Source organism: Paenibacillus sp., assembly GCF_035645235.1.
Taxonomy (GTDB): Bacteria; Bacillota; Bacilli; order Paenibacillales; family YIM-B00363; genus Paenibacillus_AE.
This window is the reverse complement of record NZ_DASQMZ010000140.1, coordinates 23232-43569: the sequence shown is the minus strand read 5'-3', so window position 1 is coordinate 43569 and position 20338 is coordinate 23232. Positions and strand designations below refer to the sequence as shown.

Annotated in this window: 22 protein-coding genes; 13 read left to right on the top strand and 9 right to left on the bottom strand. The window is 60.3% G+C overall.

Annotated features, from left to right (window positions below; all coding sequences use genetic code 11):
* Window positions 1-57 precede the first annotated feature (57 nt).
* Window positions 58-321 (top strand): YuzB family protein, encoded by a 264-nt coding sequence (locus tag VEZ38_RS13840; protein WP_324894347.1) that lies wholly within the window; start codon window positions 58-60, stop codon window positions 319-321.
* Between the two features lies 1 nt (window position 322).
* Here the strand turns inward: VEZ38_RS13840 and VEZ38_RS13835 are convergent, their stop codons facing one another.
* Window positions 323-1384 carry an NAD(P)/FAD-dependent oxidoreductase gene (locus VEZ38_RS13835; RefSeq protein WP_324894345.1) on the bottom strand — a complete coding sequence of 354 codons (1062 nt, stop codon included), beginning with the start codon at window positions 1382-1384 and terminating at the stop codon, window positions 323-325.
* A gap of 81 nt (window positions 1385-1465) precedes the next feature.
* A complete protein-coding gene (gene mqnE, locus VEZ38_RS13830) occupies window positions 1466-2566 on the bottom strand; it encodes an aminofutalosine synthase MqnE (RefSeq protein ID WP_324894343.1) in 1101 nt (366 codons plus the stop codon).
* 188 nt (window positions 2567-2754) lie between these two features.
* Here mqnE and VEZ38_RS13825 point away from each other — a divergent pair, with 188 nt between their 5' ends.
* Window positions 2755-3108 carry an iron-sulfur cluster assembly accessory protein gene (locus VEZ38_RS13825; RefSeq protein WP_324894341.1) on the top strand — a complete coding sequence of 118 codons (354 nt, stop codon included), beginning with the start codon at window positions 2755-2757 and terminating at the stop codon, window positions 3106-3108.
* Between the two features lie 114 nt (window positions 3109-3222).
* Here the strand turns inward: VEZ38_RS13825 and VEZ38_RS13820 are convergent, their stop codons facing one another.
* Entirely contained in the window at window positions 3223-3450 is a 228-nt protein-coding gene (locus tag VEZ38_RS13820; RefSeq protein WP_324894339.1) for a hypothetical protein, read from the bottom strand.
* A 303-nt stretch (window positions 3451-3753) separates the two neighbouring features.
* Here VEZ38_RS13820 and VEZ38_RS13815 point away from each other — a divergent pair, with 303 nt between their 5' ends.
* Window positions 3754-3897 carry a sporulation histidine kinase inhibitor Sda gene (locus VEZ38_RS13815; protein ID WP_324894337.1) on the top strand — a complete coding sequence of 48 codons (144 nt, stop codon included), beginning with the start codon at window positions 3754-3756 and terminating at the stop codon, window positions 3895-3897.
* A 42-nt stretch (window positions 3898-3939) separates the two neighbouring features.
* On the opposite strand, the gene VEZ38_RS13810 is transcribed toward VEZ38_RS13815, so the two are convergent.
* A complete protein-coding gene (locus tag VEZ38_RS13810; protein WP_414694721.1) occupies window positions 3940-4200 on the bottom strand; it encodes a hypothetical protein in 261 nt (86 codons plus the stop codon).
* 51 nt (window positions 4201-4251) lie between these two features.
* The gene (locus VEZ38_RS13805) at window positions 4252-5250 is read right to left on the bottom strand and encodes an NAD(P)/FAD-dependent oxidoreductase (protein WP_324894335.1); all 999 of its coding nucleotides are present in this window, start codon (window positions 5248-5250) and stop codon (window positions 4252-4254) included.
* Window positions 5251-5607: 357 nt separating this feature from the next.
* Between VEZ38_RS13805 and VEZ38_RS13800 the strand changes: the two genes are divergently transcribed.
* Window positions 5608-6801, top strand: coding sequence for an NAD(P)/FAD-dependent oxidoreductase (locus VEZ38_RS13800; RefSeq protein WP_324894333.1), 1194 nt, complete (start codon window positions 5608-5610; stop codon window positions 6799-6801).
* A gap of 3 nt (window positions 6802-6804) precedes the next feature.
* On the top strand, window positions 6805-7068 hold the full coding sequence (locus VEZ38_RS13795; RefSeq protein ID WP_324894331.1) for a hypothetical protein: 264 nt from the start codon (window positions 6805-6807) through the stop codon (window positions 7066-7068).
* A 71-nt stretch (window positions 7069-7139) separates the two neighbouring features.
* Here the strand turns inward: VEZ38_RS13795 and hemQ are convergent, their stop codons facing one another.
* Entirely contained in the window at window positions 7140-7883 is a 744-nt protein-coding gene (hemQ, locus tag VEZ38_RS13790; RefSeq protein ID WP_324894329.1) for a hydrogen peroxide-dependent heme synthase, read from the bottom strand.
* A 141-nt stretch (window positions 7884-8024) separates the two neighbouring features.
* On the opposite strand from hemQ, the gene VEZ38_RS13785 reads away from it, so the two are divergent.
* The 4 genes from VEZ38_RS13785 (at window position 8025) to zapE (ending at window position 11993) form a co-directional block, all read left to right on the top strand.
* Entirely contained in the window at window positions 8025-8321 is a 297-nt protein-coding gene (locus VEZ38_RS13785; protein WP_324894327.1) for a YuiB family protein, read from the top strand.
* A gap of 124 nt (window positions 8322-8445) precedes the next feature.
* Window positions 8446-9330 (top strand): alpha/beta hydrolase, encoded by an 885-nt coding sequence (locus tag VEZ38_RS13780; RefSeq protein ID WP_324894325.1) that lies wholly within the window; start codon window positions 8446-8448, stop codon window positions 9328-9330.
* 116 nt (window positions 9331-9446) lie between these two features.
* On the top strand, window positions 9447-10967 hold the full coding sequence (locus VEZ38_RS13775; protein ID WP_324894323.1) for a hypothetical protein: 1521 nt from the start codon (window positions 9447-9449) through the stop codon (window positions 10965-10967).
* A 75-nt stretch (window positions 10968-11042) separates the two neighbouring features.
* Window positions 11043-11993 carry an AFG1/ZapE family ATPase gene (zapE, locus tag VEZ38_RS13770; protein WP_324894321.1) on the top strand — a complete coding sequence of 317 codons (951 nt, stop codon included), beginning with the start codon at window positions 11043-11045 and terminating at the stop codon, window positions 11991-11993.
* 98 nt (window positions 11994-12091) lie between these two features.
* Here zapE and VEZ38_RS13765 read toward each other — a convergent pair whose 3' ends face one another.
* Window positions 12092-12229, bottom strand: coding sequence for a YqzM family protein (locus VEZ38_RS13765; RefSeq protein ID WP_324894319.1), 138 nt, complete (start codon window positions 12227-12229; stop codon window positions 12092-12094).
* Window positions 12230-12417: 188 nt separating this feature from the next.
* On the opposite strand from VEZ38_RS13765, the gene trxA reads away from it, so the two are divergent.
* Both trxA and uvrC read left to right on the top strand, forming a co-directional pair.
* Window positions 12418-12732 (top strand): thioredoxin, encoded by a 315-nt coding sequence (gene trxA / locus VEZ38_RS13760; RefSeq protein ID WP_324894317.1) that lies wholly within the window; start codon window positions 12418-12420, stop codon window positions 12730-12732.
* 151 nt (window positions 12733-12883) lie between these two features.
* Window positions 12884-14851, top strand: a complete 1968-nt coding sequence (uvrC, locus tag VEZ38_RS13755; protein WP_324894315.1) for an excinuclease ABC subunit UvrC — start codon at window positions 12884-12886, stop codon at window positions 14849-14851.
* Window positions 14852-14937: 86 nt separating this feature from the next.
* Here uvrC and VEZ38_RS13750 read toward each other — a convergent pair whose 3' ends face one another.
* Window positions 14938-16629, bottom strand: a complete 1692-nt coding sequence (locus VEZ38_RS13750) for a CPBP family intramembrane glutamic endopeptidase (RefSeq protein ID WP_324894313.1) — start codon at window positions 16627-16629, stop codon at window positions 14938-14940.
* 114 nt (window positions 16630-16743) lie between these two features.
* Window positions 16744-17643 carry a LysR family transcriptional regulator gene (locus tag VEZ38_RS13745; protein WP_324894311.1) on the bottom strand — a complete coding sequence of 300 codons (900 nt, stop codon included), beginning with the start codon at window positions 17641-17643 and terminating at the stop codon, window positions 16744-16746.
* A 234-nt stretch (window positions 17644-17877) separates the two neighbouring features.
* Here VEZ38_RS13745 and VEZ38_RS13740 point away from each other — a divergent pair, with 234 nt between their 5' ends.
* Both VEZ38_RS13740 and sdhA read left to right on the top strand, forming a co-directional pair.
* Window positions 17878-18537, top strand: a complete 660-nt coding sequence (locus VEZ38_RS13740) for a succinate dehydrogenase cytochrome b558 subunit (RefSeq protein ID WP_324894309.1) — start codon at window positions 17878-17880, stop codon at window positions 18535-18537.
* A gap of 33 nt (window positions 18538-18570) precedes the next feature.
* Window positions 18571-20325, top strand: a complete 1755-nt coding sequence (gene sdhA / locus VEZ38_RS13735; protein ID WP_324894307.1) for a succinate dehydrogenase flavoprotein subunit — start codon at window positions 18571-18573, stop codon at window positions 20323-20325.
* Window positions 20326-20338 lie beyond the last annotated feature (13 nt).

The following is a 20338-nucleotide window of genomic DNA, read 5'->3' as shown; positions in this document are numbered from 1 at the left end:
TGCTCTACTATTATATAACAAAACGCACAGAAAGTTAAACGGGGTGACCGTACCGAGATGAACCGTCTAGTAGAATTTTGCACCAACAACATGCATCACGGCACCGATCGTCTGCTTCAACGACTCGAAGCGGAGCGGCCCGACGTCGAGACGATCGAATACGGTTGTCTCGGCAATTGCGGGCAATGCTACCTCGAGCCCTATGTGCTCGTCGACGGCGAGATCGTCGCCGCCGAAACCGTCGAGGCGTTGTACGACGCCGTCGTCGCGAAGTTGAACGAAGCGGACGTCGACCCGTTCGCCGACCTGCCGCTCGATTAAATTACCCTAGATGCGACTTCGACATCCAGAGGACGCCGCTCTTGAGGAGGCGAGGCACGCGGCCCATCAGCGTCGTGCGCCCCATGACGCCGAAGCCCGCTTTCTTGCCGAGCGAACCGAGGACGCCTTTCAGCTTGATCTGCTTCAGGCGAACGGTTTCGCCGCGAAGCCGGGCGCGTATGACCTCCGCCACCTGCTTGCCTTGCGCTTCGGCGGCTTGACCGCTCGGGGCGAACGGCAGGCTGGCGCAATCGCCGACGACGTACACGCTGTCGTCCGACGGCAAGCAGTAATGCTCGGTCAGCAGCAGCCGGCCCATCGAATCCTTCTCGCCGTTGATCGCTTGGACGATGGGGCTCGATTGAATGCCCGCCGTCCACACCGTAACGTCGGTCTCGATCACGTCGTCGCGGTCGTACAGCACGCCTTGCTCGAGCCTGGACAACGCGACATGCCCCCGCATCTCGACGTCGTGCTCCAAAAACCAAGAACGCACGTATTCCTGCGCCTTGCCGGGGAACGCCGAGAGCACGCTGGGTCCGCGATCGAGAATGCGGATATTGAGATCGGGCCGGCTTTCGCGCAGCTCGGAGGCGACCTCTACGCCGCTTAAGCCGCCGCCGACGATCGTCACTTGGCCGTACGGCTTCACGTCGTTCACCTGCTGGTACGTTCGTCGGCTCGACGAGAACGTCTGAATGCTGCAGGAAAATTCCGGCGCGCCGGGGATGCCGTGGTATTTGTCTACGCAGCCGAGCGCGATGACGAGCAAGTCGTATTCGACCGGGTCCGCCGCTTCCATCAGGACGCGCTTCGCTTCGAGGTCGACGGAAAGCACTTCGCCGTATCTCAGAAGAAGGCGCGGATCGACCGGGAACGCGACCCGAAGGTCGATGTCCGAGACGGTGCCCGCCGCAAGAGCGTAATATTCGGTTTTCAGCCCTTGGAACGGCATTCGGTCGATCAGCGTGAGCCGGCAGTCGTCCGGGAGGCGGTCGGACAGCAGCTCCGACGCGACCGTCAAGCCGCCGTAGCCGCCGCCGAGAATAACGATATTTCGCATAGTGAAGGTCCTTTCCACACATCGAAGAGGCGCCTTGGACGCCTCTTAGGCAAGTATTTATAGATTTCGATGTTCGGTCGATTAATACACCTTGATTTCGTTGTAAAACGTATCTCGTTCGACGGCGACGCGGCCCGCGCCTTGAATGAGCCAGATCAACTCGTCCCGCGTCAGCCCTTCTTCCGTCGTCGCGCCGGCGGCGTGGCTGATCCGCTCCTTCACGAGCGTGCCGTGCACGTCGGAAGCGCCGAACGTGAGCGCCAGCTGCGTTAGCTGCGTGCCGATATTAATGAAATACGCTTTAATATGCGGGAAGTTATCGAGCATCAGGCGCGAGATGGCGATGGTGCGCATATCCTCGAACGCCGACGTCCGGCGCTTGATGCCGGCCGTACGCGACTTCGGCTGCACCGCGAGCGGAATAAACACCATAAAACCGTTCGTCTCGTCCTGTACCTCGCGCAGATACGCCATATGCTGCAGCCGTTCCTCGATCGTCTCGATCGACCCGTACAGCATCGTAGCGTGGGTTTTCATGCCGATCATATGCGCGGTGCGGTGCACCTCCAGCCACTGGTCGGTCGTCGCTTTGTCGACGGACATCTTCTTGCGGTACCGCTCGGACAATATTTCCGCCCCGCCGCCGGTCAGCGTGCCGAGGCCCGCTTCCTTCAGCGCAAGCAGCACGTCCTTGTAGCTCGTCCCGCTGAGCCGAGAGAAAAACTCGATTTCCGCGCCGGTGTACGCCTTGATCGTAACGTCCGGGAAGCGCGTCTTGAGCGCCCGGATCGAATCCACGTAATATTGGAACGGCACGGTGTTGTTGTGGCCGCCCGTAATGTGAAATTCGCGGACGCCCGGATGGTAATGCTGCTCCGCGAACGCAATGACCTCTTCCGGCTTCAGCGTATACGCGCCTTCTTCGCCGGGATCGCGGCGGAAGTTGCAAAACGCGCAATGCGCTTCGCACACGTTCGTGAAATAGAGCGTCATATTTTCAATAAAGTAGACTTTATTGCCGTTCTTGCGCTGATTGACCTGGTTTGCCAGTTGACCCAAGGTCAACAGATCGTTCGTTTCATATAAATAAAGGCCGTCCTCGATGGAAAGTCGCACGCCGTTATGCACTTTCTCGGCGATCTCGGCCATGCGCTTATCCATACCCGCCACGAGCGTGCTCATGGATTCCTCTCCTCCTCTGTGTCCGCTACTCTAGTAAAGGCTCCGTCTATTATAAACCTGTTCCAGATGGCGGGCAATATCGAGAGCGCGGGAAGGATCGGTTGTTGTGACAAAATTCACAAATTTGTGCTTCCCTTGAGCGTTTCGAACCGGAGTTGTATACTATAAGGCAAGGAGGTGCATGTTTGATGATCGACATTTCCGCATTGGCATCGGAGAAGATCAAGGAATTAATGGCGGCGGACGGCATGACCGACGCGTATTTGCGCCTCGGCGTGAAGAGCGGCGGCTGCAGCGGCTTCACTTACGGCATGGGCATCGACGAAGAGGTGACCGAAGCCGACGAGACGCTCGTGCTGAACGGCTTGAAGGTCGTTATGGAGAAGGACAGCGCGAAATATCTCCGCGGCCTGCAGATCGACTATAAAGAATCCGCCATGGGCGGCGGTTTTACGATCCACAACCCGAACGCGGTCGCGACGTGCGGCTGCGGCTCGAGCTTCCGGACGAAGGATGAGGCGGGCGTACCGAGCGAGTGCTGAGGGAGCTTTACCGAGGAAGGAATAGGGGCGGTTTCGCTGCGGCGGAGCCGCTTTTTTTATTCGGGGAATTGCGCCTCCGGGCGCCGGGCGGCAATACGCCCGGCGCCCTTCCATTCATACACGGCAGAGGCGGGTTACGATGACCAACAGAATGAACAGCACGAGAATCGCTTCGGCGGACAACGTTCGGCCGTAAGGCGCGACCGGAGCCGCCGCGGGAGCCGCGAACATCGGGGCCGTCATCGCAGGCGCGACATGGGCGGGCGCCGCGTTCGCCGCCGGAGCGGCCATGTTCATGTTTGCCGCCGGCGCGACGTTCGGAGTAACGAAATATTCAGCCAAGAGGGAACAACCTCCTCGTCTTGAGATTCCATCTATCCTATGAGGAGGAGGCGCATTCGCCCTGTGCATCCACCCATTTCCCGGGATTTAGGCGGACGGCCTGATTAAATTTATTTATCAGTAATCTATCCACATATCCACCGTTTTTTTTACCCACATAAAACACAACGTATCCCTGCGCTGCGGGGCCTATAATCACAGCTTGTACACAGGAAATCCACAAAATCCTGTGGATAACGAACGGTTGTTCGGATCGTTCGGGTCTGGTAGCATATGAAAAAACAGCCATGGGAGGGATGCAAAGTGCGAGGTTTAAGCAACGAGAGCCTGATCGAAACGTACTTTAAGGCGATCGACCTCGAGCTCGAGCAGGAGTTTATCCGGTTGCTGGAGCAGGAGATCGCCCGCCGGAACTTGAGCGTCGAGGCCGTTTACCCAATCCATTAATAGGAGCGCGGAACGGCGGCGTTTCCGCGAAGCCGCTTTGCGCTATTGGTTTCTTCGCTCCGGAACCGAAGCGAGGAAGGTGCGCCCGCAACCTTCGCAATGCGCCGCGTGCAGGCATTCGCCGTTTTCCAAGTCGGGATAGCCGTTCGTCCGCCTGACGTCGTCGATAGGGCGGTAGGCCGAATAAGGGTCGTAAAAATCTCCGAGCCGACCGTCGTCCTCCGCCGCGCGTCCGCAGGTCGGACAAGCCGCCCGCAGCGCATGGAACCCGTTGCACACCGGGCAAATCGAATGCATAGACAAGAAGGGCATCCTCCTTAAGCTGATTTCGCTTACGGTAGGATGCCCTTCGTTTTATAACTTCATGTTGCTGCTGTGACCGGGGGAAAGCTTCGCGGTCGGGTCGATGTACACCTTCGCGTTGTTGATCGCCGTCGGCGCTTCGCCGAAGCCCACCGCGATCAGCTTCAGCTTGCCCGGATATGTCGTAACATCTCCGGCGGCGAAGATGCCCGGAATCGACGTCTCCATGCGCGTGTCGACGACGATGGAGCCGTCTTGGATGTCGAACCCCCACTCGGCGATCGGGCCGAGCGAGGAAATAAACCCGAAGTTGACGATCACGTCGTCGACCTCCAAATCCATCTCGGCGCCGCTCTTCACGTCGCGGAGCGTAGCGCTGCGGATCGTCTCGTCGCCGTTAAGCTTCGCGATTTCTTTCGGGGTCAGCACGTTCACCTTCGATTTCATTAGCAGCTCGACGCTGTGCTCGTGCGCCCGGAACTTGTCGCGGCGATGAATGAGCGTCACCTGATCGGCGATCGGCTCGAGCATGAGCGACCAGTCGACGGCGGAGTCTCCTCCCCCGCTGACGAGCACTTTGCGTCCGCGGAACCGCTCGAGATTGCTTACGAAGTAATGAAGGTTTTTCCCTTCGAACGCGGCCGCTTCCGGCAGGTCCAGCTTGCGCGGCTCGAACGCGCCGACGCCGGCCGTGATGACGACCGCCTTCGCTTCATGCGTGCGCTTCGTCGTCTGGATGACGAAGTGCCGCTCGGCCTTCTTCTCGAGCCTGACGACCTTCTCCTCCAGGCATTGCTCGATCGGGAAGTGCGTCATTTGCTTCAACAAATTGTCGACGAGCTCCTGTGCGCGCACTTTCGGGAAACCCGCGACATCGTAAATGTATTTTTCCGGGTAAAGCGCGGCAAGCTGTCCGCCCAATTGGGGCATGCTTTCAATAATTTTGCAGCTAGCTTGCCGCATTCCCGCATAAAACGCTGCGAATAGTCCGGCGGGACCGCCGCCGATGACCGCGATGTCGACGAGGCCGTTCTCGTTCGTTGTCGTCAACCGAGTTGCACCTCCGTGAGATGTTCTTAACGTCGTTAGAATTTGTTACCATTATACACACGATGTTCTATGGAATGAAACCCTGTTTCGCGTTTTGGAAGCGAAAAATTTATGTTTTCGAGGTGGATGTTATAAAAAAATACGTAGGAATGTCCAATGATTTTAGGCTTGAACTTTCATCAAACTTATGGCAAGATATTGACAGTTTGAGTTTCGGTTTTTATCGTAGGATCGCACCATAAAGTGTACCCCATTCGGGCATCCTACCATGCAACTTTCGTTTTTGGTTTACTTTGTGTATTTTTTCACAAACAATATAGATAAAACAACACCCACCGGAAGGATTGGAGAACAAGCATGAGCAGAATACCACGGATCGTTATCCTGGGAGCAGGTTACGGCGGCATCGTCACGGCATTGCGTCTGCAGAAGGAGCTCAATTACAACGAAGCGGACGTGACGTTGGTCAATAAGCATGATTATCACTATATCACGACGCATCTTCATATGCCGGCTGCGGGAACGGACGATCCGCAAAACGCGCGCGTCAGCATTTTAAAGCTCATCGACGAGTTTAAGATCGACTTCGTGAAATCGACGGTCGTTCAAATTCGGCCGAACGATAAGAAGGTCATTCTGGAGGACGGCACGCTTTCGTACGATTATTTGGTCATCGGCCTCGGCGGCGAACCGGAGACGTTCGGCATTCCCGGATTGAAGGAGCATGCGCACTTCATTCGAAGCATCAACAGCGTGCGCCTGATTCGGGAGCATATCGAATACCAATTCGCGCGCTTCAAGAAGGAGCCGCATCGCAAGGACTACTTGACGTTCGTCGTCGGCGGCGCGGGCTTCACCGGCATCGAGTTCATCGGCGAGCTGGCCGACCGCATTCCGAAGCTGTGCAAGGAGTTCGACGTCGATCCGAGCCTCGTGAAAATTTATAACGTCGAGGCGGCCCCTACGGCGCTGCCGGGCTTCGATCCGGAGCTTGTCCAATACGCGATGGAAGTGCTTCAGAAGAAAGGCGTAACGTTCAAGATCGGCATCGCGCTCAAAGAGTGCACGCCGGACAGCATCACGCTGGCCGACGGCGAGGAGATCAAGACGCAGACCGTCATCTGGACGGGCGGCGTGCGCGGCAACCGACTGGTCGAGGAAGCCGGCTTCGAAGCGATGCGCGGCCGCATTAAGGTCGACGAGCATCTCCGCATTCCGGGACACGAAGACACCTACGTCATCGGCGACTGCTCGATCGTCATGAACGAAGAGGGCCGCCCGTACCCGCCGACGGCGCAGATGGCGATCCAACAGGCCGACGTCCTCGCCCACAACCTAGTCGCTTCGATTCGAGGCACCGCGCTGAGGACGTTCAAATACGAGAGCAAGGGTACCGTTGCGTCCCTCGGCAAGAACGAAGCGATCGGCATCGCGTTCAATCGCAAGCTGAAGGGAACGAGCGCGGCGATGATGAAGAAACTCATCGACCTTCGCTACTTGTATATTATCGGCGGCATTCCGCTCGTTCTGCGGAAGGGCTATTTCAACTAGTCCATGCGTCATTGCAGCGTACAGGTGCGCGGACTCTTGACGAGAGACGAGCTGGATCGCTATAACGCGCTGATGGACGTCGGGCATTACCTCGAGTCACAGAAGCAGTACGAGCTCGCCCAGACGGTGCAGAAGGAAATCGATCGGCTCATTCTGCCGGCCATCGAGCGGCTGAAGGAGAAGAGCCGGGAGCGGGACCGGCGGGACGAAGCGTTCCTACGGGAGATCGAGCGGCTGCGCGCCGGCGAGGACGAGGACGACGAGTAAGATCGGCGATATATCCAAAAAGGTAAGGGCGTCCCGAAGCGGGACGCCCTTTTTGTATCCTTTTCCGATAATTATCGCAGCATGTTCATGAACTTGTCCGCATCGGTCAAGTTGCCGACGTAGAAGTCGCCGAACTCGCCGAAGCGCGCCGATACCTCGTCGAAGCGCATCTCGTACACAAGCTTCTTGAATTGCAGGGCGTCGTCCGCGAACAGCGTCACGCCCCACTCCCAATCGTCGAAGCCGACGGAGCCGGTAATGATTTGCTTTACCTTGCCGGCGTACGAGCGGCCGATCAGTCCGTGGCTGCGCATCATCTCGCGGCGTTGTTCCATCGAGAGCATATACCAGTTATCGCCGCCGGCGCGGCGCTTGTTCATCGGATAGAAGCATAAGTGCTTCGCTTTCGGCATCGAAGGCTTGAGGCGCGCAACGATCTCCGGGTTTTCCAGCGGGTCCGTGCCGGGCTTCGCCATATAGTTGCTAAGCTCGACGACCGATACGTAGCTGTGCGCCGGGATGGTCACGTCCGCGAACGTCGTCTTGTTGAAGCGCGTCTCCAGTTCGTTCAATTCCTCCAGCGTCTCGCGCAGATGGACGAAGACGAAGTCGGCCTTCTGCCCGACGATCGAATAGAAGGCGAAGCTTCCCGTCTTCGCTTCGTCCGCTTGCGCGCATTCCGCGATGTAGCTTCGTAAATCGTCCTCCGCTTGTCGTTGCTCCTGCGGGGTCAGCGATTTCCAGACGGTCCAGTCGATATGGCGAAAATCGTGGAGGGCGTACCAGCCTTCCAACGTTTGGGCGGCTTCGCTCATGGGATGTCACACTCCTTAAGGTTTGTCCTTATTTTACCGAATCGAGGGGGACGGGGCAAACCGGAGCGGTTTGACGCGCGGGGAGCGCCGGGGGTACACTAGGATCGAGATCTAGTCCTGCGGGAGGCGGAAGGGAAACACATGGTAACGAATGTATTTCAAGTGCTTGTCATCGCGTTGCTGGCGTTCGTGCTGATGTTCGGCGTCGGCTTTATTTTGAACATGCTGCTGAAGACGACCTGGTTTCCGATTTACGGGTATATGGCGCTAATGATCGGCTTGTTCTTGTATTTCGAATGGGGCGCCGACGATATGCTCGCGAATTTGTCGGAATACGGGTTCATCGACTGGCTGGCGGTCGCGGGAGGGCTCGCGGGCGCGTACGTCAGCGGCGTCACGATTCGCACGCTGCGCGTGCGCGGCTTTAAGATGTTCTAAGACGGACGCTTGGCCGGATCCGGACCGGGAAAATGTGTCTCGTATGGCCCCCCTTCGCCGAGGACAACGTAACGGTAAACCATCTTGGATGGACAGTTACGTCCTTAAGGAAGGAAGTGGACTCATGCCGAAGGCAAGCGTCAACGGCACGATCTTGCATTATCATGTGCACGGCCGCGGCACGCCGATCGTCTTTATTCATCCGCCGCTGCTGAATCGGGCCGTGTTTCGTTATCAAGAAGTTCAATTGGCCGATCCGTTCCAGGTCGTCACCTTCGATATTCGCGGGCACGGCTTCAGCCCGCCGTCCGAAGCGCCGGTCACCTATCCGCTCATTGCGGAGGATATCAAGGCGCTGCTCGATCATCTAAATATCCGCAAAGCGTACTTATGCGGATATTCGTCCGGGGCCGGCGTCGCGCTGCAGACGATGCTGACGTATCCGGACCGGATCCGGGGCTCGATTCTCGTCGGCGCGATGGCCGATCCGAACAGCTGGCTCGTCAAGAGCGAGCTTTCGCTGGCGAACGGCCTCGCGAAGCTCGGGATGAAGACAAGCCTCGCGCTGATGATCGCCAAGCGAAACGCGGACATGCGAGAGACGTTTCATAATTTGTTTTACGAGGCGATGCGAGGGGACGTCCGAAACTGGCAGCAATACTTCGAGGCGAGCTCCCAGTTCAGCCCGATGGAACGGCTCGCCTCCATCGAAGCTCCGACGCTGCTGGTGTACGGCGCGCAAGATCACCGGCACGTTCGGCACGGCAAGCGGCTGCATGAGATGCTGCCGAACTCGACGCTGGCCCGCATTCCAGGGGTGACCCACTACGTGCCGACGAAAGGGATCGAGACGTTCCACGATCTCGTCACGAAGTGGGTCATGCAGCATGAGCTGATCGCGGCCTCGAACGGGGAATCGCATGTGGACAAAGATTTGATCCGGAAAGCGATGGATTACGATCTGCGCATCCCCGACGAGGTGCTCGCGGATCACGGATTGACGCGGTAATGCGGAGGGCCTGCCGATTCATTCGGCGGGCCTTTCGTATTTTCCGTCCGATGCGGCCGAAATTATGCTACAATGGTGCGTATCGAAAGTTGTCGAAGAGAGAGAGGCGCTTGGCGTTGAAGGTATCGAATCTGCTGCAGCTGACGGAGCACCATCGGTGTTACGTCGCGCGCCGCTTCGGTCTGAGCCCCTTGGATACGCGCATGCTGTGGTCGGCCTATCAGCCGCTGGTCGGCGGAGGCGCCGCGGCGCTGTACAGCACCCTCTGCGCCGCGCTGCCGTCCGACGCCGCCGGCCTTTCCGAGCCGACCACGCTCGGGCGGCTGTTTCTCGCTTGCGGCCTTCCGCCGAACGAGCAAGGGCGCAAGCGGCTGGTGGAAGAGACGGCGAAGCTGGAGGCGGTCGGGCTGCTCCGTACGTACCGCCTGATGGACGGCGACGACATCGCCGCTTACGAATTTCGACTGGCGCCGCCGCTGACGCCGGACCGGTTTTTCGGCGTGCACCATCTGTGGCTGCTGCTGCAGGAGAAGGTCGGGCCGGGCGTCGCCGAGTCGATTCGCCGGTCGTTCGCCCGCGACGCGGAGGGGCTTCTCGGCGCCGCCGGCACCGACGAGGAACGGCTTGAGGACATCTCGGCGCCGTTCTACGAGGTGTTCCGCCTGACCGTCGCGCCCGGCACCGCCGAGGAGTCCGCGCCCGCCGCCGATCCGGCCGCGGCGGCGACCCCCGCCGGGGAGTTCGGACGCGACGGCTTCCGCGGGGACGAACTGCTGCGGCGGTTCCCGCGCTCCTCGCCGCATCGCCGCGCCGTCGAACGGCTCGTCGCCGATCCGGCGCGCCTCGCGGCGCTGAACTACCATGCCGGACGGTTCGAGCTGACGCTGAAGCAAGCGGTGTCGCTGCTGGACGAGAGCGGGATGTTCGGCGCAAGCGGCGAGTGGGCGGAGAGCCGCTTCGAGGCGCGCGCCGCGGAGATGTACCGCGGCGCGAACGAGCATGCGAGACGCAAGGAACGGACGGAGCACAAACAGCAGCTCGCGCGGGCCGACGAGCCGGCAGTCGCGGCGCCCGGACAGGAGCGGGACGTCGCGGCGCCGTATTGGCTCGAGGTGCCGGAGCAATTCGCGGGGCAATGCGACATCGGACAGTATAACGCGCTGCTGGCCAATTCGCCGTATACGCGCGTGCTGAAGCTGTTCTTCGAGCCATCGGCCGTGCCGCCCGCCGTGGAGGAGGCGTTCCTGACCATGAAGGTGAACTACCAACTGCCCGACGAGGTCATCAACGTCATGATTCACTACATTCGCGCGAACGATCTGGATTGGAAGCGGAAGTACCTGGATGCGATCGCCGCGAACGTCGCGGGCAAGCGCATCCGTTCGTTCGAAAACGCGGTGACGTACTTCCGCAAGGCGGAGCAATCGCGGGCCGGGGGCGCGGAGGCGCAGCGGAACGACGCGGCCCGCGGCCGGCCCGCCGCGTCCCCGCGCCCGCCCGTGCGCCGGGGGCGGCCGCCGGCCGTCGAACGGCCGGTCATCCCGGTCGCGAAGCCTTCGGGTCAGCCGGAAGCGACGGAAGAAGATATTCAGCGCATTCTCGAGATGGCGAAGCGGCTGACGAACGGCGGAACGTAAAGCCGAATTCGGTTCGGTCGGTCGCAGCGCGAACGCGGCAGGGAAGGAATACGGTTGTCGAGGGGAGAAGACGGCATGGAGTCCATGGGGAGATGGCTCGGCGCCGCGGCGGGCGTCGGGGAAGCGGATTGGAAGCGCCAGACGATGAAGGTGCTGAACGACGCGGTCGTCGCCGAATGGATCGCGGCGCACCCGGAAGTAAGCCGCGAGGCGCTAACCAAAAACGTCACGCGGCTTTACCAATATGCGAAAGAAAAGAAGGAATGCGCGAAGTGTCCGGGCCTCGAGCGATGCCCGAACGACATGGCGGGGCATTACACGAAATTGGTCGTTACCGGCGGCGACGGCGTCGAGCCGAACGTCGCGGATTACAAGGTGCCGTGCGATTTGCAGCGAGCCAAGTCGTCGCAGGATTCCGTTCGCGCGAGGATCAAGAGCTTCTATGTCGACGAGAAGGCGCTCAACAAGGAGTATTCGCCGGCGGAGATCATCTCGCGGGATATGCAGCGGGCCGGCGCGGTCGAAGCGGTCATCAAGTACGTGCTCCGCACGCGGGATGACGGTCTGCAGCCGAACGGCTTGTATCTTCAAGGCGACTTCGGCACCGGCAAGACGTTCCTCGCGAGCTACCTGCTGTACGAGCTCGCCAAGTCGGGCTTCACGGGCGTGATCGTCTATACGCCGGACTTCGTCGAGGATTTGAAGTCGATGTTCGGCGAGCCGCAGAAGCTGAAGGAAACGATCGAGCTTCTGAAGGACACCGACTTGCTCGTGTTCGACGACATCGGCGCGGAGCATCTGAACGCCTGGACGCGCGACCATGTGCTCGGCGCGATTCTCAATTATCGGATGAACCGCAAGCCGACGTTCTATACGTCGAATCACGATCTGGACGGGCTCCAGCGGCATCTGAGCTTTACGACGCGCGAGGGCGAGGACGAGTATCGCGGACAGCGGCTGATGGACCGCATTCGACCGTTCGTCGAAGTGATCGAGGTGGGGGGACGCAACCAGCGCGGGCGATGAGCCGCGCGGGGGGGCGGCTCGTCCGCTCCATGAAAAAACGCCTGACGCTTCGCGGCATTCCCGCGAGTCGTCAGGCGTTCGTGTTTGTCGAGGTCGAATTAGCGCGTCATCACTTCAATGACCGTCGCGACGACGGCGATGACGAGCATGAGTCCGAACATGCCGAGGAAGCCGACGCCGACGTCGAGCAAGTCGTTGCGCGGTTCTTCGTTCACGTGCTGTCTCGGGTCGTTCATAGGTAAGTCCCCCTTAAAAGATCCATGTCATCAGTATAGAAAAACATACCGTCCTTGTAAAGCGTCAAGGTTACCGAGGTTGTGACAATACTAAGAAGGTTCGTGCGCCGCCGTTAGGTGTCGAACATAAAATGTGGTATACTTTGCTTGTTGACTTTATTTTCGACATGAGGGAGGTACTAACCGTTATGGCAATCGTGAACGTAAGCGACAGTTCCTTCAAGACCGAGGTGGAAGCGACGGGCACCGTATTGGTCGACTTTTGGGCGCCTTGGTGCGGGCCTTGCAAGATGATCGCGCCGGTGCTCGAGGAACTCGATAAAGAGCTCGGCACGCTGAAGATCGCAAAGGTGAACGTCGACGACAATCCGGAATCCGCGGGGCGCTTCGGCGTCATGAGCATTCCGACGCTCATCGTCTTCAAGGACGGCGAGCCGGTCGACAAGGTCGTCGGCTTCCAATCGAAGGACGCGCTCAAGAATGTCGTCAGCCGTCATATGTAAGATCCTACAACCCTCTCCCGTTTATGCGGGGGAGGGTTTTTTCGTGCGCGGGCGGTTGGAATTTCCTCTTGGGAACGTTTGTGCGGGGGGCGTTTTCGAAGTACAATCGTAGTATTGGGGAAAATGCTTCGGCGGGAGAGGGAGAGCGAGCATGGACACGGCGACGGGCCGGGATCGGGAGAAGGAGCTGGAGGCGATACGCCGCAAGCTGGCGCTGCTTCCGGACAAACCCGGCTGTTATTTGATGAAAAACATCGAGGGTACGATCATCTATGTCGGCAAGGCGAAGGTGCTGAAAAACCGGGTCCGCTCGTATTTTACGGGCAGCCATTCGGCGAAGACGCACCGCCTCGTCATGGATATCGTCGACTTCGAATATATCGTGACCGCGAACAACATCGAGGCGCTGCTGCTCGAATGCAATCTGATCAAGCAGCACAGCCCGAAATATAACGTCCTGCTCAAGGACGACAAGTCGTTCCCGTATTTGAAAATTACGAACGAGGCGCATCCGCGGCTCGAGGTGACGCGACGGGTGTACAAGGACAAGGCGAAATATTTCGGCCCGTATCCGAACGCCTTCGCCGCGCAGCAGACGAAGAAGCTGCTCGACCGGCTGTACCCGCTGCGCAAGTGCAAGACGCTGCCCGACAAGGTGTGCCTTTACTACCATATCGGCCAATGCGTGGCGCCTTGCGCGTATCCGGTGGAGAAGGCGGAATACGAGCGGATGATCGGCGAGATCACGCGCTTTCTGAACGGCGGGCACGACGCGATCCGCGGCGAGCTCGAGCAGCGAATGGCGGCGGCCGCGGAGGAGCTCAACTTCGAGCGGGCGCGGGAGCTGCGCGATATGATCGCGGCGATCGACGCGCTGATGGAGAAGCAGACGATCACCGCCGCCGCCGGCGTCGATCGCGACGTGTTCGGTTACGCGGTCGACAAGGGCTGGATGTGCGTGCAGATTATGTACGTGCGACAAGGGAAAATGATCGAGCGCCGCGCCTCGGCGTTCCCGTATTACGGGGAGGCGTACGAGGATTTCATGACGTACGTAACGCAGTATTACAGCGATAACCCGGCGCTGCCGAAGGAAATTTTGCTGCCGGCGGCGCCGACGCCGGAGCCTGACCCGGGCGTCGACGCGAAGGCTGCCGTCCGGGAGGCCGGGGCGGCTTACGACGCCGAAGCGCCGGGGTCGGCGGAAGCGGGCGATCTCGTGGCCGCGTTCGAGTCGTGGTTGAAGGTGAAGGTGCAAATCCCGCAGCGGGGCGACAAGAAGAAAATGATCGAGATGGCCGCCGATAACGCCCGGGTGACGCTCGAGGAAAAATTTCGGCTGATCGAACGCGACGAGGAACGGACCGTCAAGGCGGTCGAAGGGCTCGCCGAGTGGCTGGGCGCCGAGTCGATCCATCGCATCGAGGCGTTCGACAACTCGAATATCCAAGGCGCCGACCCGGTATCCGCCATGGTCGTCTTTATCGACGGCAAGCCGGAGCGCAAGGAATATCGGAAATATAAGATCAAGACGGTCGTCGGACCGGACGATTACGCGACGATGCGCGAGGTCATCCGCCGCCGCTACGAACGCGTGCTGCGCGAAGGGCTGACGCTGCCCGATCTGATCGTCGTCGACGGAGGCAAAGGCCAAATCGCGGCCGCCGTCGACGTACTCGAAAACGAGCTTGGCTTGTTCGTGCCCGTATGCGGCCTTGTGAAGGACGCGAAGCACAAGACCGCGCAGCTCATGGTCGGCGATCCGCCGACGCCGGTGCCGATGCGCCGCGACAGCCAGGAGTTTTACTTGCTGCAGCGCATTCAGGAGGAAGTGCATCGCTTCGCGATTTCGTTCCATCGGGACACGCGATCGAAGCGGTCGTTCGCCTCGCAGCTCGACGACATTCCGGGCATCGGCGAGAAGCGGAAGAAGCAGCTGCTGAAGCACTTCGGCAGCGTCAAGGCGATGCGGGAGGCCGACGTGGAGGCGTTCCGACCGCTCGGCTTCGGCGACAAGCTCGCGAGGCAAATCGTGGAGGCGCTGCGCGGTCCGGCGCCCGACGCCGCGGAGCCGCGCGACGAAGCGGAAGCGGCCGACGGCGTCGAACAAGAGGAGTAGGGACTTCCGGCGAAAGAGAAAAGGGGCATGCTCGCTCGACAGCAAGGATTTCGCTGTCGGGAGCATGCCCCTTCAATGTTCCGGAATCAGCCCGGGGTCGGCGCCGGCGGAAGCGTCCGGCTCCGGCGAAGGCGGACGGCGAGCGCGACGAGCGCCGGGGTCGCGAGGTAGACGGCGAAGATCGCGGCGTTCGCGGCGGTCGGCTCGCCGGATACGACGGCGATGCCCGTCCAGATCAGGTCGACGACCGCATGCGCGAAGACGGCCGTCAAGAAGCCGTGCCGCAGAAAGATGTACGCGAACAGCAATCCGAGCGCGGACACCTCCGCGAATCGGGTGTAGAACGGATAGATCGGGTATTGCACGTGGCCCAGCGCCCATATCATGCTGCTGACGGCCACCGCCGCGTAAAGAAAGACGCGGGATGCGGGGGTGACGCGAAAGCCGAGCTTCGCCGCCAGCCAAGCGCCGGGAACGCCGAACGCGGCCGTCAAGGCCGGAATGGCGAACAGCCGGTAGACGGCTTCTTCTTCGACGGCGGCGCACCAAGCGAGCAACGGCATGAGCGCCGGGACGACCATATTCATCGGCGAGGTGAGCGCGTCGACCGTATACCAAGAGCCGAGGCTGCGTTCCGCCGCCAGAAACAAGACCGATTGTACGCCGAGCAGGACGGGCGCGAATAAGTACCCTTTGGCCGCGGCCGACGCGAGGCGGGAGGCGTAGCCGGGCTCCTCCGGCAGCGGCCAAACCCGATATCCTTGGCGGGCTGCAAGCGTGTCGCCGGCGACGGCGCTGAAGTACATGCCGATCGCGAGCGCCAGCGTGTAGGCGTTGGTCAGCAGCAGCGCGGCGATCATGCCGGCGATCGCCGCGGCCGGATCGTCGGCGCTCATGGACGCGTACTCCCCACCGTTCATCATGTCGAGCAGCGTCGCCTTCAGGCCCGGGTACATGTTTACGTTCAGCACGCAATAGAAGGCGCCGAAGACGATCGCCATCCAGACGCCGCGGCTCCAACGCACGTCCTTCAGCCGGGCGAGCGCATAGACGAACGCGGCGAATTGGAGCAGCCCGCTAAGCGTCATCCCGATCGCGCCGAGCGCGGACGACCAGCGGTCTTGGTCCTCGACGTGCGCGGTATAAGCCTCTGGCGCGATCCAGTTCACGACGAACGACGTCGCCCCGAGATCGTCCGCGCGCACCCGAATTTCGGCGGCGGCTTCCCGGAACGCCGGATCGGACAGCTCGAACGCGACTTCCCCGTACGCCTCGTCGACCGACAGCAGCTTAGGCGCCGCCCCCGTCCAGCCGAGCTCGGCCAACGTCTCGCGGCCGATCGCCTCCAGCTTGTCGGCGGCGACCGGCTCGCCCGATCGCGATAGATCCCATTCCGTCGGTCGTCCGGTATACGGATTGATATCCACGAAGTGGACGGCGCCGTCGGCTTCTTTCACTTCGACGCGGTACGCCTCGAGCGGCAGCGTCTCGCGGAACCGTTCCTGCACGTCGGGGTACGTCCCTTCCCGGTACAGGTAACCGAGCGCCTCGCGGTCCGCGGCGTACATGGCGAACGCGCGCAGCTCGAGCGTCTCGTCCCCGAGTCGTTCGCGCACGTACCGTTCGGCCGCCTCGGCCGCCGCGTCCCGGTCGACGGCGTAGCCCGCCGCGCCGGGCTCTTCCCCGGCGAACATCGGCGCTACGCTCGTGATCAGGAAGAAGACGAGTCCGACCGCCGCGCCGAGCCATAGCGCCTTCGTGATTTTCTCCTTCGTCATGATTTCGCTCCTAACGTTTATGTACATAATAATGAAGAATGCGTCTTCCTATTGTATCACACCCCGCCGATCCGATTCACGCGGCCGGCGCGCGAGTCCGGCGGGGCGGACGGTTTACGTGGCGCCCCACAGCTTCGTCTGCTTCGCGAGCTCGACGAGCTGGGCGGCCGCCGGCGTCAGCGTGCCGTGCTTGGCGAACAGCAAGGACGTCGTTCGGGTGACGTGCGCGATGTCGGGAATTTGGCGCACGACGACGGCATTGTCGTCGATGACGCTGCTTCGCAAATACGATTGCGGCAGCAGCGTGGCGAGATTGCATGCGGAAACGAGGCGCACGATCACCTCGAACGAATCGATTTCCATCTTGACGTCGGGGACGACGCCGGACGCCGCGAGCAGCTCGTCCGTCAACACGCGATACCAGGTGCCCTGAGAAAATAAAATCATGGGCAGCCGCTCCAGATCGGCGACCCCGAGATCGGCTTTCCCGCCCAGCGGGTGGAAAGAAGGCAACACGAGCGCGAGATGGTCGTCGAACAGCGGCACGCACACCGTATCGGGCGTATCGACGAGGGAAGCGACGAGGCCGATGTCGCATTTCTTCTCCATGACGAGCGACACGATTTCGTGCGTCTTGCCGGTGACGGCATGAATGTCGACGTCGGGAGCGTGCTTCGTGAAGGCGGCGATCAGATCGGGCAGCGTCGATTGGAGCGTCGTCAAGCTCGCGGCGATCGTGAGGCGGCCGCGGTTGGCCGACTTGAACTCGGACAGCGCGCTTAAGAACCGTCCGTGCAGCTGCCGCATCTCGACGGCGTATTCGTAGCTGATTTGCCCGACGCGCGTCAATTCGAGCCGCTTGCCGCGGCGATGGAACAGCTTGACCCCGAGCTCCTCCTCGAGCGACGAAATTTTGCGAGACAGCGCCGGCTGGCTGATGTTGAGCGCCTGAGCAGCGCGGTTGACGCTGCGGTGCTCCACGACGGCGGCAAGCGCCTGCATTTGGTCGTACATAGCGACACCTCCTGCTTAAGAATTTTGTTTATATATGCGCTTTAGTTATTATTCATTATAATAAATCGGCACTTCCATTATAAGCGGGACAGTTGTATGATTTACGTTGTAAAAGTTTTTCGATACGATCGGGCTTCCGTTATTGACGGACATCCCCCGCGGGGGTAGAATTGTGTACGGTTTGTCACAGGGGACGGAACGAAACGGGATTCCAAACAGGGAGGAACAAGGATCATGAAAGGAAATACGTATTTGCACCGGAAGCTCCATTCCTTATTGGGCGTGCTTCCGCTCGGCGGTTTCTTCGTCGAGCACTTGCTTACGAACTACTCCGCGTACCAAGGCGGTCAGGAGCGGTTCTTGGAGCACGTGCACTGGATTCACAGCTTGCCGCTCGTCCTGGCGCTCGAAATTTTCTTAATTTGGCTTCCGCTGTTGTACCACGGCGTATACGGATTATATGTCGCCTACCAATCCCGCAATAACGTAAACAATTACGGCTACGTGCGCAACTGGGCGTTCGCGGCGCAGCGGGTGACCGGCGTCATTACGTTCGTGTTCGTCGTCTGGCATATTTGGAATACGCGCGTACAGATCGCGCTCGGGCACGTGGAGCAGGACGCGATCGGCGTTCATATGCACGAGATCGCGTCGAATCCTGTATACTACTGGATTTATATCGTTTGCATTATCGCGGCGGTGTTCCACTTCGCCAACGGATTGTGGTCGTTCCTCGTATCTTGGGGCATCACCGTCGGGCCGCGCGCGCAGCGCTTCGCGTCGTACGCGACGATGGGCCTCTTCGTCATTATGACGATCATGTTTATTATGTCCCTTAACGCATTCCTGGACGAATCTTTCGCGGAGCCGCTAGCCTCTGCGTTCCTACAATAATAATTTATCGAGCGAGGAGTGAACGGTACCATTATGGCGAATCAAAAAATCATCGTCGTCGGCGGCGGTCTCGCCGGCCTGATGGCAACTATCAAAGCGGCCGAAGCGGGCATGCACGTCGACCTGTTTTCGCTCGTGCCCGTCAAGCGTTCGCACTCCGTGTGCGCGCAAGGCGGCATCAACGGCGCGGTCAATACGAAGGGCGAGGGCGACTCCCCGTGGGAGCACTTCGACGATACGATCTACGGCGGCGACTTCCTCGCGAACCAGCCGCCGGTCAAGGCGATGTGCGAGGCGGCGCCGGGCATTATCCACTTGATGGACCGGATGGGCGTCATGTTCAACCGGACGCCGGAAGGTCTGCTCGACTTCCGCCGCTTCGGCGGCACGAAGCATCACCGGACGGCGTTCGCGGGCGCGACGACCGGCCAACAGCTGCTGTACGCGCTCGACGAGCAGGTGCGCCGCTGGGAAGTGGCGGGCCTCGTCACGAAGTACGAGCATTGGGAATTCCTCGGCGCGGTGCTGGACGACGAAGGCGTCTGCCGCGGCATCTCCGCGCAGGACTTGCGCTCGATGGAAGTGCATACGTTCCGCGCGGACGCGACGATTCTCGCGACGGGCGGACCGGGGATCATTTTCGGAAAGTCTACGAACTCCGTCATTAATACGGGTACGGCGGCGAGCGCCGTATACCAGCAAGGCGTCTATTACGCGAACGGCGAGTTCATTCAAATTCACCCGACGGCGATTCCGGGCGACGACAAGCTGCGGCTGATGTCCGAGTCGGCGCGCGGCGAAGGCGGGCGCATCTGGACGTACAAGGACGGCAAGCCATGGTACTTCCTCGAGGAAAAATACCCGGCGTACGGCAACCTCGTGCCCCGCGATATCGCGACGCGCGAAATTTTCTCCGTCTGCGTCGACCAGAAGCTCGGCATTAACGGCGAGAACATGGTGTACCTCGATTTGTCGCACAAGGATCCGAAAGAGCTGGACGTCAAGCTTGGCGGCATCATCGAAATTTACGAGAAGTTCATGGGCGACGATCCGCGGAAAATTCCGATGAAAATTTTCCCGGCGGTCCACTATTCGATGGGCGGCATGTACGTCGATTACAACCAAATGACGAACGTGCCGGGCCTCTTCGCGGCGGGCGAGTGCGAGTACCAGTTCCACGGCGCGAACCGCCTCGGCGCGAACTCGCTCCTGTCGGCGATCTTCGGCGGCATGGTGGCCGGCCCGAAGGCGGTCGAATATATCAAGGGGCTCAAGAAATCCGCGGCGGACGTCGACGAGCGCGTATTCAGCTCGGAGAAGAAGCGCCAGACGGAGAAGTACGAGTCGATCCTCGGCCTCACGAAGGGCAACGAAAACCCGTACGTGCTGCATAAAGAGCTCGGCGAGTGGATGATCGACAACATGACGGTCGTTCGGTACAACAAGAAGCTCCAGGAGACGGACAACAAGATCCAAGAGCTGATGGAGCGCTACAAGAACATTAACATTAACGACACGGCGAAATGGAGCAACCAGGCGGCGTCGTTCACGCGGCAGCTGTGGAACATGTTCGAGCTCGCGCGCGTCATGACGATCGGCGCCCTCATGCGGAACGAAAGCCGCGGCGCGCATTACAAGCCGGAATTCCCGGAGCGCGACGACGAAAACTTCATGAAGACGACGGTCGCGAAGTACACGGCGGACGGCCCGAGCATCTCGTACGAGGACATCGACGTGTCGCTCATCCCGCCGCGCAAGCGCGACTATACTTCGGATAAGAAGAAATAATAAGGGAGGGAAA